Annotated in this window: 11 protein-coding genes; 8 read left to right on the forward strand and 3 right to left on the reverse strand. The window is 70.8% G+C overall.

The genetic code is table 11. The features are described from left to right. Window positions 1–4 precede the first annotated feature (4 nt). The 5 genes from D187_RS02385 to D187_RS02405 all read left to right on the forward strand — a co-directional run bounded on the left by D187_RS02385 (window position 5) and on the right by D187_RS02405 (window position 7,211). A complete protein-coding gene (locus D187_RS02385) occupies window positions 5–3,004 on the forward strand; it encodes a choice-of-anchor D domain-containing protein (protein ID WP_043427809.1) in 3,000 nt (999 codons plus the stop codon). Between the two features lie 92 nt (window positions 3,005–3,096). Further along, the gene (locus D187_RS02390) at window positions 3,097–4,245 is read left to right on the forward strand and encodes a serine/threonine protein kinase (RefSeq protein ID WP_002623086.1); all 1,149 of its coding nucleotides are present in this window, start codon (window positions 3,097–3,099) and stop codon (window positions 4,243–4,245) included. Window positions 4,246–4,430: 185 nt separating this feature from the next. Beyond that, window positions 4,431–5,327, forward strand: a complete 897-nt coding sequence (locus D187_RS02395) for a heme/hemin ABC transporter substrate-binding protein (protein WP_002623085.1) — start codon at window positions 4,431–4,433, stop codon at window positions 5,325–5,327. Further along, window positions 5,308–6,387, forward strand: coding sequence for a FecCD family ABC transporter permease (locus tag D187_RS02400; protein ID WP_020917735.1), 1,080 nt, complete (start codon window positions 5,308–5,310; stop codon window positions 6,385–6,387). Before D187_RS02395 ends, D187_RS02400 begins: the two co-directional genes overlap by 20 nt. Next, the gene (locus D187_RS02405; RefSeq protein ID WP_002623083.1) at window positions 6,384–7,211 is read left to right on the forward strand and encodes a heme ABC transporter ATP-binding protein; all 828 of its coding nucleotides are present in this window, start codon (window positions 6,384–6,386) and stop codon (window positions 7,209–7,211) included. The genes D187_RS02400 and D187_RS02405 overlap by 4 nt, the downstream gene beginning before the upstream one ends. Here the strand turns inward: D187_RS02405 and D187_RS02410 are convergent. From D187_RS02410 to ttcA, 3 genes are read right to left on the reverse strand one after another with little or no spacing between them, the layout of a single operon-like run. Then, window positions 7,208–8,029, reverse strand: a complete 822-nt coding sequence (locus D187_RS02410; RefSeq protein ID WP_002623082.1) for a phosphate/phosphite/phosphonate ABC transporter substrate-binding protein — start codon at window positions 8,027–8,029, stop codon at window positions 7,208–7,210. The two genes, D187_RS02405 and D187_RS02410, sit on opposite strands and share 4 nt — an antisense overlap. A gap of 19 nt (window positions 8,030–8,048) precedes the next feature. Beyond that, window positions 8,049–8,876 carry a TerB family tellurite resistance protein gene (locus tag D187_RS02415; protein ID WP_002623081.1) on the reverse strand — a complete coding sequence of 276 codons (828 nt, stop codon included), beginning with the start codon at window positions 8,874–8,876 and terminating at the stop codon, window positions 8,049–8,051. Further along, entirely contained in the window at window positions 8,855–9,715 is an 861-nt protein-coding gene (gene ttcA / locus D187_RS02420; RefSeq protein ID WP_002623080.1) for a tRNA 2-thiocytidine(32) synthetase TtcA, read from the reverse strand. The genes D187_RS02415 and ttcA overlap by 22 nt, the downstream gene beginning before the upstream one ends. A 76-nt stretch (window positions 9,716–9,791) precedes the next feature. Between ttcA and D187_RS02425 the strand changes: the two genes are divergently transcribed. The 3 genes from D187_RS02425 (at window position 9,792) to D187_RS02435 (ending at window position 13,196) form a co-directional block, all read left to right on the forward strand. Further along, window positions 9,792–10,958 carry a ribonuclease D gene (locus D187_RS02425; RefSeq protein WP_002623079.1) on the forward strand — a complete coding sequence of 389 codons (1,167 nt, stop codon included), beginning with the start codon at window positions 9,792–9,794 and terminating at the stop codon, window positions 10,956–10,958. A gap of 157 nt (window positions 10,959–11,115) precedes the next feature. Continuing rightward, window positions 11,116–11,466, forward strand: coding sequence for a four-helix bundle copper-binding protein (locus D187_RS02430; protein ID WP_051256201.1), 351 nt, complete (start codon window positions 11,116–11,118; stop codon window positions 11,464–11,466). An 80-nt stretch (window positions 11,467–11,546) separates the two neighbouring features. Next, window positions 11,547–13,196: a DUF2339 domain-containing protein gene (locus D187_RS02435; RefSeq protein WP_002623077.1), complete on the forward strand. Its 1,650-nt coding sequence runs from the start codon at window positions 11,547–11,549 to the stop codon at window positions 13,194–13,196. Window positions 13,197–13,198 lie beyond the last annotated feature (2 nt).

Consider the following 13,198-nt stretch of genomic DNA (forward strand, 5'->3'; position numbering starts at 1 on the left):
GGTGATGATGAAAGAGCGAGGCGGTAGGCGGCTCATCAAGTTGTCGCTGTTGGCGGGGCTCCTGGCGGCGTGCCACGAAACGGGGGAGACCCGGGCGGTCCAGGCCACGGCGGCGGTGGATACGAACGCGCTCGATTTTGGCGAGGTGCCGGTAGGCGAGTGGCGCGAGAAGGTCGTGCGCCTGCGCAACGTGGGCTACGTGCCCTTCCGTGCGCTGGAGGCGCTGGAGCTCGGGGACAACCCCTCCTATGAGGTCTCCTTCGATGGGGACTCGCGGCTGATGCCGGGGGAGGAGAAGCTGGTGAAGGTGCGCTTCCACCCGCTGGCGGAAGGGGGCAGCGAGTCCTCGTTGCAGGTGCGGACAGACGCCAGCTCGGGCAAGGAGCACACGGTGCGCGTGCTGGGCCAGGGCGGGCCGCTGACGGTGCGCATGGAGCCCGAGGTGCTCGACTTCGAGACGCTCGAGGTGGACAGCGAGCGCGTGCTGCGGCTGACCATCACCAACCCGGTGGATCTGCCGCTGAGCGTGGAGGTGAAGGGCGAGGCCGCCGCGGCCTTCAGCGCGGAGAACATCACCGTGCCGCCGCTGGCCACCTACCAGCTGGAGACGAAGTACTTCCCGCGCGACCTGGGGCAGATGAAGGCGCAGGTGGAGGTGCGGCCGTGCGCCACGTGCACGCCCACCGTCGCGGGGCTCACGGGCCGCTCGGTGGCGAGCGCCTTCGAGTTCGATCCGGCGCCGGTGCCCTTCGACTCGATTCCCGTGCACGAGACCACGCGCTCCTTCACGCGGGCGCGCAACATCACGTGGCGGCCCGTCACCATCCAGGCGCTCAACACGAGCGACCCCGCCTTCACGCCGCTCAATGCCATGACGTCCACGGAGGTGAAGCCGGGCGAGGTGGTGCAACTGCCCATGCAGTTCGCGGCGCGCTTCTCCGGGCCCAACACGGGCAAGCTGACGGTGGGCTACCAGTCGGACAAGCCGCGCACGACCGAGGTGGCGCTGGACGCGCGCGGCGGCCGGCCCACGCTGGCGGTGGCCCCGCTGGCGCTGGACTTCGGCGAGCTGCCCGCGGGCGGCAAGGTGGGCAAGACGATCCGCATCACCAACGCGGGCACCACGGGCAACCTGTACTTCCGCGGGGTGAAGGCCACCGGGAACGTGGAGCACTTCTCGGTGGACGTCATCCAGCGAGGCAAGGCGCCCCAGCCCTGGAAGCCGGGCAGCGCCTGGCCCGCGCTGGAGACGGACAACCTGCCCATCGCGCCGGGCACGGACGCGTTGGACCTGACGGTGTACTACGAGCCCAAGGCGTCGGGCGCCTGGCAGGCCACGCTGGTGCTCGTGTCGGACGACCTGTTCAACCCCGAGCGCACCATCCTCCTGACGGGCAGCGCGCGGGAGACGGGCGCGTGCGTCTTCACGCTCAAGCCCCAGCCGGAGATGGACTTCGGCAACCTGGAGCCGGGGCGCGGTGCGGTGCTGGGCTTCCGCTTCGACAACGCGGGCCGGGCCGAGTGCGCGGTGAAGGACATCCACATCTCCAACGACGCGGGCGGCGCCTTCACCATGCCGGGCGGGAAGATCGTCGGTGGCGTGGTGCCCTTCGACACGGCCTTCAGCGCCATGGTGTCCTTCCGTCCGCCCGCGGCGGGCGACTACGTGGGCGAGCTCAAGCTCACGGTGAACGATCCGGCCAACCCCACGGTGACGCTGCCCCTGCGCGGCACGTCGCGCGGCAGCTGCCTGGTGGCGGCGCCGGCCTTCGTGGACTTCGGGCCCATCCGCTATGACTGCGCGACGACGCCCCGGCGCACGCTCGTCTCCAACCAGTGCGCCACCCCCGTGGCCGTGACGGAGACGCGCATCGGCGCGGGCACGAGCGACCAGTACCAACTCGTCTCGCCCATCTCCCTGCCGCGCACGCTCGCGCCCGGCGAGGGCTTCGAGCTGGAGTTCTCCTATGCGCGCAACGTGCTCGGCCAGCACTACAGCCCCTTCTTCGTGAAGGAGCAGGCCGAGCCCTCGCCGCTGATGATTCCCCTGCTGGCGGAGACCAACCACGAGGGTCTGCAGCTCGACCGCTTCATCCAGGGCACCGACAGCCAGCTCGACGTGCTCTTCGTGGTGAGCAACACCACCACCATGCAGGACTTCCAGGCGCGACTGAAGGCGGCCATGCCCGGGTGGCTGGAGCGGGCGCGGCAGGCGGGCGTGGACGTGCGCATCGGCGTCACCAGCACGGGCCTGAGCACGCGCTCGCCGGCGTGCGCCAACGCCACGGCGGGCGGCGACGCGGGCCGGCTCGTCCCGGCGGACGGCAGCCGTCCACGCACGCTCTCGAGCAGCTCGGCCACGGCGGCCCAGGGGGTGCAGGCCAACATCGACTCGCTGGGGCTGTGCCACAACCTGGTGCAGGGCCTGGAGACGATGCGCCAGGGCCTGTCCTCGCCCCTGGCCACCAGCGCGGATGATCCGCGCACCCCGCTGCCCAACGACGGCAACCTGGGCTTCCTGCGCGCCACGGCCCGGCTGGCGGTGGTGGTGGTGTCCGACGAGGACGACCACTCGGGCTTCGAGCCGGAGAGCTACGTGCAGTTCCTCCAGTCCCTCAAGGGCACGGGCATGGCGCACCGCAGCCAGATGTACGCCCTGGTACCCACCGACGCGCGCTGCACCACCGCGGGCGCTCCGGGCACGCGCTTCTCCACCGTCGCCCAGCGTACCGGCGGCGCGGTGGACTCCATCTGCCAGAGCGACTACGGCCCCTTCCTGGACAACCTGCTCAAGCGCGCCGGGGGCCCCCAGGCGGACTTCCCCCTGACGGCCACGCCCAACGGCCTGGCGGAGATGTCCGTGCGCGTGGGCGGCACGACGGTCGGTGTGGACAAGTGGACCTATGACACCCAGCACAACACCGTCGTCTTCAAGAACGGGGCGGTGCCGGTGACGGGGCAGACCATCGAGGTGCGCTACCGCAGCGTGTGCGCGGCCCCCTGACGGGCCGCCCCCACTCCCGGTGGATTCCCGCCCGGACCCGGGCGGGAACCCTTCCGCTGGTGGCCCGGAGGCGGTTATGGTGGACGCCTCTCGTGGAAACCTTCGGCCGTTACGAACTGCTGCGCAAACTGGCGACTGGCGGAATGGGTCAGGTCTTCCTGGCCCGTCAAACGGGGCCCGTGGGCTTCCAGAAGCTGCTGGTGGTCAAGCGGCTCTTGCCGCACCTGTCCGAGGACCCCGAATTCATCCACATGTTCCTGGATGAGGCGCGCATCGCCGGGTTGCTCAACCACCCGAACATCGCGCAGATCTACGACCTGGGGGACGTGGACGGGGTGCTCTACATCGCCATGGAGTACGTCCACGGCGAGGCGGTCAGCCAGGTGAACGTGCACGCCCGGCAGCGCAAGGGCGGGCTGCCGCTGGGGCTCAAGTGCCGCATCATCGCGGACGCGGCCGCGGGCCTCGGCCACGCGCACCAGGCGCGCACCCCCTCGGGCCGCAAGCTGGGCCTCATCCACCGGGACGTGTCCCCCCAGAACGTGCTCGTGGGCTTCAACGGCAACGTGAAGCTCATCGACTTCGGGGTGGCCAAGGCGGCCGGCAAGCTGTCCCAGACGGTCGTCGGCACCATCAAGGGCAAGCACGCGTACATGTCCCCGGAGCAGGCGCGGGGCGAGGAGCTCGACGCGCGCTCGGACGTGTACGGCCTGGGCACCGTCTTCTACGAGCTGCTCACCCACCAGCGGCTGTTCAAACGGGAGACGGACATGGCCACCCTCAAGGCCGTGGTGGGCGCGCGCGTGCTGCCCCCGTCCGAAGTGGTGCCCGGCGTCCCCAAGTCCCTGGACGCGGTGGTGATGAAGGCGCTGGCGCGCCGGCGCGAGGAGCGCTTCCAGAGCGCGGGGGACTTCCAGCTCGCGCTCGAGGACTTCCTCGTCTCCGAGCGGCTCGCGAGCACCCAGGCCCACCTCACCGCCTTCATGAAGGAGCTGTACGCCACGGAGCTGGAGGAGGAGCGCTTCGCCAGCGAGCCCACCGTCATCCAGTTCGACCCCCGGCTGGCGAGGGAGATCAGCTCCTCGTCGGAGACCAAGGTGGGCTCGGCTCAGGCTCCGCGCCCCAAGCCCTCCGCCGCGAGCCCCACGCCCGCGCGCAAACCGCAGACCGGCGGCTCCACCCCCGGCCGGCCCGCCGCGAAGGTGCCCCGCCCGGGTGATGACGGCTCGAAGGGCAAGTGATCGCCGGGACTCCCCCGCCCGGCTCCCCATCCGACGCTTCGCTTGACAGCTCCTCCAGGAGAAGGGAAGGTCTCCGCCCCAGGTTTGAATTTGAGAATCAAACTCAAATTCGCCCCTCCCACGCACGGGTGTGCACCCGGCCAGGGGGGTGCCCGACACCGGCCCTTTCCCGGAGCGCAGCCACCATGAGAGCTCTCGCCATTTCGATGCTGTTCACGGGGACGCTGCTCGTCAGTCCCCTGGCCTCCGCCGGGCCGGTGAAAGGGGCCGACGGGCAGACGGTGGAGATCGCCCCGCCCAAGCGGGTGGTGGCCATCAACTCCTCGCTGGTGGAGATCCTCTTCGGGCTCGGCAAGGGCGGCACCGTGGTGGGCACCGACGTGGGGGGCAACTTCCCCCCGGAGCAGGCGAAGATCGCCAAGGTGGGCCATCCCTACCACCCGAGCGTCGAGGGCATCATCAGCCTCTCGCCGGACGTCGTCCTGGCCAGCCAGGAGAACCTGGATGCCGCCACCGCCGCGCAGCTGCGGGGCGCGCGCATCCCCGTGCTGGTGCTGGAGAACTCCTCGAAGGAGGGAGTCGCCGGACTCAAGCGCCGCATCGACGCCGTGGCGCGGCTGTTCGACATCCCCGAGGCCGGCCAGAAGATGACGCGGGAGATCGATCAGCGGCTCTCGGAGCTGAACAAGCGCATCGCCGCGACGAAGACGAAGCCGCGCATCCTCTTCATCTACGCGCACGGGCCGGGCGAGGCCTTCGTGTACGGACGGGACACGGGCGTGCACGTGCTCATCGAGCTGGTGGGCGGCCAGAACGCCGCGGACTTCACCACGGGCACCAAGGCACTGTCGGCCGAGGGCATGGTGCTGGCCGCCCCGGACGCCATCATCATGCTCCACCGCAGCCTGGAGGCCGTGGGCGGCGTGGCCGGAGCCCTGAAGCTGCCGGGCGTGGCCCTGACGCCCGCGGGCAAGAACTCGAAGATCATCGCCGTGGACGACACCGTGCGCTGGGTGGGTCCCCGCTTCCCGCTCTTCGCCGACTCCCTCTTCACGGCCCTCCATGCGAACGCTCGGCCTTGATCAACCGCAGCCGTCCATCACCCACGTGCCCTCCGCCCGGAGCCGGAGCGTCCGGGGACTGCTCGTGCTCGTGCCCCTGCTGGTCGGGTGCATGATCGTCTCCATGGGCGCGGGAGCCATGTCCATGAGCCCCGCCCAGGTGGTCTCCATCCTCCTCGCGAAGGTGGGCCTCCCTCCCCTGGCCGCATTCACGGATCAGCAGGCCGCGGTGATCCACGCCGTCCGCCTGCCCCGCGTCCTCATGGGGGCCCTGGTGGGCGCGGCGCTCGCCATCGCGGGCGCGGCCCTGCAGGGCCTGTTCCGCAACCCCCTGGCCGATCCCGGTCTGCTCGGCGTCTCCGGAGGCGCCTCGCTCGCGGTGGCCGCGGTCACCGTCCTCAAGGTGCACTTCCTCGGCCTGCACACCCAGCCGGTGGCGGCATTCGGAGGCAGCCTCGCGGCCATCCTCCTCATCTCCTCGCTCTCGCGGGGCCATGGCAGGACCCAGGTGGCGACGATGCTGCTGTGCGGAGTGGCCATCAACGCCCTGTGCCTGGCGGGCACGGGCCTCTTCACCTACCTGTCCACGGATGATCAGCTGCGCACCCTCACCTTCTGGCAGCTCGGCTCGCTCTCGGGAGCGAGGTGGGAGACGGTGTCCACGCTGGCACCGCTCGTGCTGGTGTGCGCCGTGGGCGTGACGCTGCTGTCCAACCCGCTCAACGCCTTGATGCTGGGCGAGTCGAACGCGAGCCACCTGGGCATCTCCGTGGAGCGGCTCAAGTGGCAGCTCGTGACGCTCGTGGCCCTGGGCGTGGGCGGGGCGGTGGCCTTCTCCGGGATGATCGGCTTCGCGGGGCTCGTGGTGCCGCACCTCATCCGCATCTGCCTGGGACCCAACCACCGGGTGCTCCTGCCCCTGTCGGCGCTGCTCGGCGCGACGCTCCTGGTGCTCTCGGACCTGGTCGCGCGCACCGTCGTCATCCCCTCCGAGCTGCCCATCGGCATCGTGACCGCGCTCACCGGCGCCCCCTTCTTCCTCTACCTGATCCTGAGACAGCGGAGGCTCCCCGTCGCATGACCGCGGCCCTCGAAGTCCATCAACTGCACTGCCAGCTCGGCACCACCCCGCTGCTCACCGGAATCGACCTGGCCCTGGAACCGGGCGAGTTCCTGGCCATCATCGGGCGCAATGGCGCGGGCAAGAGCACGCTGCTCAACCACCTGACGGGGGAGATGGTCGGCCAGCGGGGCGAGGTGCGCGTCTTCGGCGCGCCCCTGGTGAGCCAGCCGCGCGAGGAGCTGGCCCGGCGGCGGGCGGTGGTCCCGCAGAGCACGACCCTCCCCTTCGCCTCCGAGGTGCTGGAGGTGGTGATGCTGGGAAGGATTCCCCACCTGCGCCACCGGCCGGAGTCGCGCGAGGACGTGCGCATCGCGCGCGACTGTCTGGCGCGGGTCGGACTGGGCGGCTACGAGGGGCGCGACTACCTGACGCTGTCCGGAGGAGAGCAGCAGCGCGTCCACCTGGCGCGCGCGCTCGCCCAGCTCCACGGCTCACCCGGCCAGCGGCTCATCCTCCTGGACGAGCCCACGAGCGCCCTGGACGTCGCCCACCAGCACCGCACCCTGCAACTGGTGAAGGAGCTGACCCGGGAAGGCGTGGCGGCGCTGCTCATCCTCCACGACTTGAACCTCGTCTCGCAGTACGCGGACAAGGTGCTCGTGCTCGCCGAGCGGCGTGTGCTCGCCTTCGGCACGCCGCACGAGGTGATGACGACGGAGGTGCTCACCCGGGCGTTCGGCTACCCCATGACGGCCCTGCCCCACCCCTGGCTCGAGTGCCCGCTCATCATCTCCGGAGAGCAGCACGCGCACGCCCCGCGCGCGCACGTCCCGAGGGCCTAGAGACTCGCGAGGGCCACGCGGTAGAGCGCGCGGTAGCCCATGCGGGGCGCCGGCTCGAAGCGATCCGCGGCGAAGAGACCCTCCAGCAGGCTCCGGCCCTCCTCGCGCTCGTGCAGCCCCAGGAAGGCGCGCTCCAGCAGCCCCACGAGCTCGGGCGCCACGCCCATGCCCACGGACACCCCGTCATTGGGCGCTTCCTCCGTGTAGGCGAGCAGCGAGAAGGCCCCGCCGTGGCCCGGCAACACCACCTCCACGCCATCCGCGTGCGTGAGGCCGGTGGACTCCGGCGGGCAGAACACACTCGCCACGTCCGCGTGGCCCTCGCGCACCGCCTCCAGCGCCGCCCGGTACGAGCCGGTGAAGAGCTGCGAGGAGAACACCTTGGCGGGCTCCAGGCCCCGGGCCTTCAGGTACGCCGCCGGCAGCAGATAGCCGCCCACCGAGTCCCGGTCCACCCACGCCACGCGCTTGCCCCGCAGCCCCTCCATCGTGAGCCCCGCGTCCGCGCGCGCCACCAGCGCCGAGCGGTAGGAGGAACGGCCGCGCCGCACGCCCCGCGCCAGCACCCGCACGCCCAGGGCCTCCACGCGCGCGCACACGAAGGGCGGCGCCCAGATGGCATCCGCCCGGCCCGCGAGCAGATCCTTGGCGAGCGCCTCGTAGCTGGCCGCCACGCCCACCTCCACCTTGCGGCCCAGCGCGCGCGCGAGGAACGCGCCGAGGGGCTCGGCCCGCTCGAGGGCGGGCGCGTTGCCCAGCGAGGGAGGCAGACCGAACCGGAAGGCAACGCGGCTGTGCGCGGGAGGCGGAACGGGCATGTCGGGCGGGGCTCCTCGCTCAGGCCTGCCGGTCCAGCCGTGCCACCTCGTCGTCCGCCAGCCCGAAGGTCGCCTGGAGGATGTGGAGGATGCGCTGCTCGGCCGCCGTGGGCTCCTGCCCACCCGCGTGCGCGATCTTCGTCGCCAGCCGGTAGGCCTTGAGCCGCTGGGCGTGCGTCGTCAGCCCGTGCGCGAGCACGTGCAGCCGCTGCGGCAGCCCCTCGGCCACCAGCGCCGACACCGCCTCGCTCACGAAGTCCTGCGCCCGCTCGGGGCTCACGTTGTGGAAGAGCGGATCCGACGCGAAGCTCTCCACCAGCTCGCGCGCCTCCGCCTCCTTGAGCTTGCCGTCCGCGGCGCTCACCAGCACCATCACCTCGGCATACAGACGCTCGAGCGGCTCACCCAGCGCCTCGGACAGGCTGCCGCCGCCCTCGATGACGTCGATGATCTGCGCCACCTCGTCCTCGGAGATGCCGAGCGCGGCCTGGAAGAGCTTGAGCAGGCCCAGCTCCGCGCGCGTGGCCCGGTGGTCCGCGAACGCGATGGACGCCGCCAACCCGAAGCCGAGCATCCGCGACTTGTGGCCCACCAGGCGCTCGCGCAGCGAGGTGAGGATCTCCTCCAGGTCATGCGCCTTGGACAGCCGCTTGGCGCTCGCCTCCACCAGGGCGTTGAGCTCCTCGGGTTTGGTGCCCTCGAACTCGGGGCGCTCGATGACGCGGCGGAGCAGCGTCTGCAGCTCCAGCTGCGTCACCTTTCCATCGGCCATGGCCGCCAGCAACATCACTTCCACCAGAGCCGCGTTGCGCTCCTTGCGCGTCTTCACTGCCTGTTCTCGAGGCATCCGCCCACCCTCCCTTCGTTCGTGCCACCGTCGTGTTGTTCCCGCGCGTCCACGGGCGAAACACCCTCGGACGCGAGCGCCGAGAAATCGAAGAGCTCCCGGTCCATCAAGTGGCTCGGGCGCACGTTGCTCATGGCCGACAGCACGCTCTGGCGCACGTTGGGGATGTCGCGGCCCAGCTCCTCCACCAGCTTCTGCATGCGCTTGCGCTGCAGGTTCTCCTGCGAGCCGCACAGGTCGCACGGGATGATGGGGAACTGCTTGAGCGCGGCGTACGCGGCGATGTCCTTCTCCGGCGCGTAGCACAGCGGGCGGATGACGGTGTTGCGGCCATCATCGCTCTTGAGCACCGGCGGCATCGCCTTGAGCGAGCCGGCGAAGAAGAGGTTGAGCAGGAGCGTGTGGACGAGGTCGTCGCGGTGGTGGCCGAGGGCAATCTTGTTGCAGCCCAGCTCCACCGCCGCCGTGTAGAGGATGCCGCGGCGCAGGCGCGAGCACACCGTGCACTGCGTCTTGCCCGGCGGCGTCTTCTCGAGGACGACCGAATAGGTGTCCTCCTTGAGCATCTTGTAGGCGAAGCCCTCGCTCTGGAACCACCCCTCCAGCACGTGCGCCGGGAAACCCGGGTGGCCCTGATCCAGGTTCACCGCGAGCAATTCGAATTTCACTGGGGCGCGGCGCTGCAGTTCGCGCAGCAGGTAGAGCAGGGTGTAGGAATCCTTGCCTCCCGACACCCCCACCATGATGCGGTCTCCCTCGGAGACGAGGGAGTAGTCCGAAATGGCACGGCCCATGTGGCCGAGCAGGTTCTTTTCCAGGCGGAGCACATCGGGATTCATTGGGTGTCATCCTAGCGGCGATGGCGGAAAAAACACCCTCCACGTGGAGGGCCGGTCCGCTAGCCTGCTTTCCGCCATGCCGACCTTTCCCACGGGAGCACAGGACATCGAGGACGCCGAGGCGGCGCAAGCGGCCGCCCGCACGCTGGAGCAGGCGCGCGAGCTGTCGGTGGACGTGGAGACGGACGCGATGCACTCCTTTCGCGCCCGCCTGTGTTTCCTCCAGCTCGCCACGGACACGGACGTCTTCCTGTTCGACACGCTCCAGCCCGGCGTGCACCCCTCCCTGCTCGCGCGGGTGATGGAGGACCCCGAGCGCACCAAGTTCTTCCACGCCGCCTCCGGAGACCTGCCCTTCCTGGCCGAGGCGGGCGTGCGCGTGCGCGGCCTCTTCGACACGCACCGCGCCGCCACGCTCTTGGGCTGGCCCAAGGTGGGCCTGGCGGATCTCGCGCGCGAGCGGCTGGGCGTGGAGCTGCCCAAGGAGCACCAACAGTCGGACTTCGCCCTGCGGCCCCTGCCCCCGGGGATGCGCGACTACATCGCCAACGACGTGCGCTACCTCGTGGAGCTCGGCCGTCAGGTGCGCGAGGAGTGCCGCAAGGCGGACGTGCTCGAGGAGGTGCTGCTCGACTGCCAGCGCATGTGCGACGAGGCCGCGGCCCGTCCCGACGTGGGCGCGGAGTTCAAGCCCAAACTGCCCAAGGGCGGACTGACCCCGGCGCAGTTGCTGCTCGCCAACACCATCGCCCAGGCCCTGCACAAGAAGCGCCTGGAGTGGGCCGAGGCGGAGAACGTCCCCATGGGGCGCACGCTCTCCAACATGGCCATCACCGACATCGCGATCAAACCTCCCGGCAACCCCAAGGAGCTGGCCCGGGCCGCCGGCGTGCGCGGGGCCTTCGTGCGCGCGCACGGCGAGGAGGTGATCTCCCTGGTGCGCGAGCTGCTCGAGAAGTCCCGCCAGGGCGAGCTCAAGCCGGACGTGGAGGAGCGGGGCCCGCGCGACGCCAACCGGCGCAAGCGCGAGGACGCGCTCAAGGCCTGGCGCTCGGAGCAGGCGACGGCGCGCAAGGTCACCCCCTCCGTGGTGTTGCCCAACGCACTCTTCGATGCCCTCGTGTCCCGTCCCCCGGCGAGCCTCGACGAGCTGCGCGCCCTGCCCTACCTGGGCGACAAACGCGTGGGTCTCTATGGCGAGGGCATCCTCGCGGTGCTATCGCAGTACCCCGTCCAGGCGTGACTCCCCCGGGTACGCGGATGTGTGCTCCCAATGGACGGGCCGAGGGCGCGGCGGCGGTGTGTGTGAAGGAAAGCGGACATGTCGGTCGCTGAACGTCGGACCGGTTGCGGCCTCGGGGAACGTGCGTAGCTTGGGAGCGGTCGTGGAGGTGGCGGGCATGTCTGGAGTGCGACTCGGTGGCGCGACGGTGGACATCAATCAATGCATCGTGGCGAGCCAGAGCTGTCAGGCATCCTGCGAGGCGGCGATGAAGCAGTTGGTGGCGAGCGGCATGCGCGCCGACAGTGAGCCCATGCGCCTGCTGCGCCAGTGCGCGGAGCTGTGCGATCTGAACGTGCGGGCGCTGCGCAAGGACAGCCAGTTGTCCCGGCGCACGGCGACGCTGTGCTTCGAGCTGAGCAACCAGGTGGCGCGCGCCGCCTGGCTGGACGGGAACGTGGCCAGTCACGGCCTCGCCCGTGACGCGCTGCGATTGGCCCGGGCCTGCCGGCCGCTATTGTTCACCTGAGGAAGTTCTCCCTTCCGCGAGGCCGCGCCCGGGCACCATGATGGCCCGGCGGAGGGGAGGACCCACCCACGAGGGCGAGCATGGCGGAGGAAGAGGCGCGGAACCTGGCGGAGGTGGTGCGGCGGCTGGAAGAGACGGTGTCCCGGCTGGAGAACCGCATCGCCCACCTGGAAGCGACGGCCGCGCCCCCGCCGCCCCTCGTGCCTGAAACACCTCTACCCGCTGCCGAATCCGGCTCCGCGCCGGAGACGCGTGATCTAGAAGCGCACCTGGGCACGTACTGGCTGAGCCGGGCGGGCATCGTGGCGCTGATCCTCGGCTTCTCCTTCCTCATCATCTACCACTTCGGGGACCTGGGCGTGCTCGCACGCGTGGGAGCGGGCTACCTGCTGAGCGCGGGACTGTCCGCGCTGGGGCTGTGGCTGTCACGGCGCCACGAGCTCTTCGGGCGCATCGTCTTCGGTGGGGGGCTCGCGCTCGCCTACTTCGTCACGTACGCGTTGCACTTCGTGCCCGCGGTGCGCGTCATCGACAGCGAGGTGCTGGCGCTGGTGCTGCTGGCGCTCAACACCGTGGCCATCGTGGTGATCGCCCAGCGCATGCACTCGGAGACGGTGGCGGGCATCGCGCTCTTCCTCGGGCTGCACACGGGGATGCTCAGCGACATCACCCTCTTCACCCTGATGTCCACCAGCCTGCTGGCGGCCGGCGCGCTCTTCTTCCTGGTGAAGAACCGCTGGGTGATCGTCCCCCTGTCGAGCCTGGTGGCCGTCTACTCCACGCACGTCGTGTGGGCCATGCGCACGGAGGCCATCGCCCCGGGACAGCCCACCCACGAGCGGCTGGCGTTGAGCCTCGCCTTCCTGGTGCTCTACTACGTGCTCTTCTCCGTGGCGCTGCTGCTCTACCCGCGGGAGTTGTCGCGCAGGGCCGGGCTCGCCTTCGCGCTGCTCAACTGGGTGGGGCTGCTCACCCTGGGCGCCGTGGAGGTGGAGCGCTGGGACCGGCCCCGCCTCTTCGCCTTCTTCGTCGCGGTGGCGCTCGCCCAAGGCGTGGGCGGCATGGCGGCCCGGTGGCGCGGCGCCTCCTCCGCGCTCTTCCAGGCCTACCTCGCCACGGGGGTGCTCACCCTCGCGATGGGCGTCCCCACGGAATTCGAGGACGCCACGCTCGTGCACACGTGGACGGCGGTGGGGCTCGCGGCGGGGCTCGCCGGACGCGCGCTGGGCGCGGGGGCCTTGCAGGCGGTGGCGGTGGCCCTGCTCTACGTGGCCCTGGGCGCCACGTGGCTGCCGCCCTCGGGCCGCGCGCTCCTGGATGCCGCGCTGATCGTGAGCTTCACGCTCGTCGAGCGCGCCACCGTGGTGCCCCTGGACGGCCGTCTGCCCGCGCCGGTGACGGGAAGGGGCCGCACCGCGCTCCAGGCCCTGTGCGCCGTGGGCGCGGGACTCGCCGGAGTGTGGCTGCTGGGCGAGGTGATGCCGGGGGAGCTCACCACGCTCGGCTGGGGCGTGGCCGCCTCGGGCTTGTTCCTCCTGGGCTTCGCCGTGCGCGAGCGCTGGTACCGCTTCGTGGGCCTCGGCGTGCTGGCCTTCACCCTCGGCCGGCTGATGTTCGTGGACCTGTCGGGACTGCCGCCCGACCAGCGCATCCTCACCTTCCTGATGCTCGGGGTGATGCTGCTGGCCGTCTCGTACGTCTACACCCGGGTGCGCGCCCCGCGCGGCTGAGT

Source organism: Cystobacter fuscus DSM 2262, from assembly GCF_000335475.2.
Taxonomy (GTDB): Bacteria; Myxococcota; Myxococcia; order Myxococcales; family Myxococcaceae; genus Cystobacter; species Cystobacter fuscus.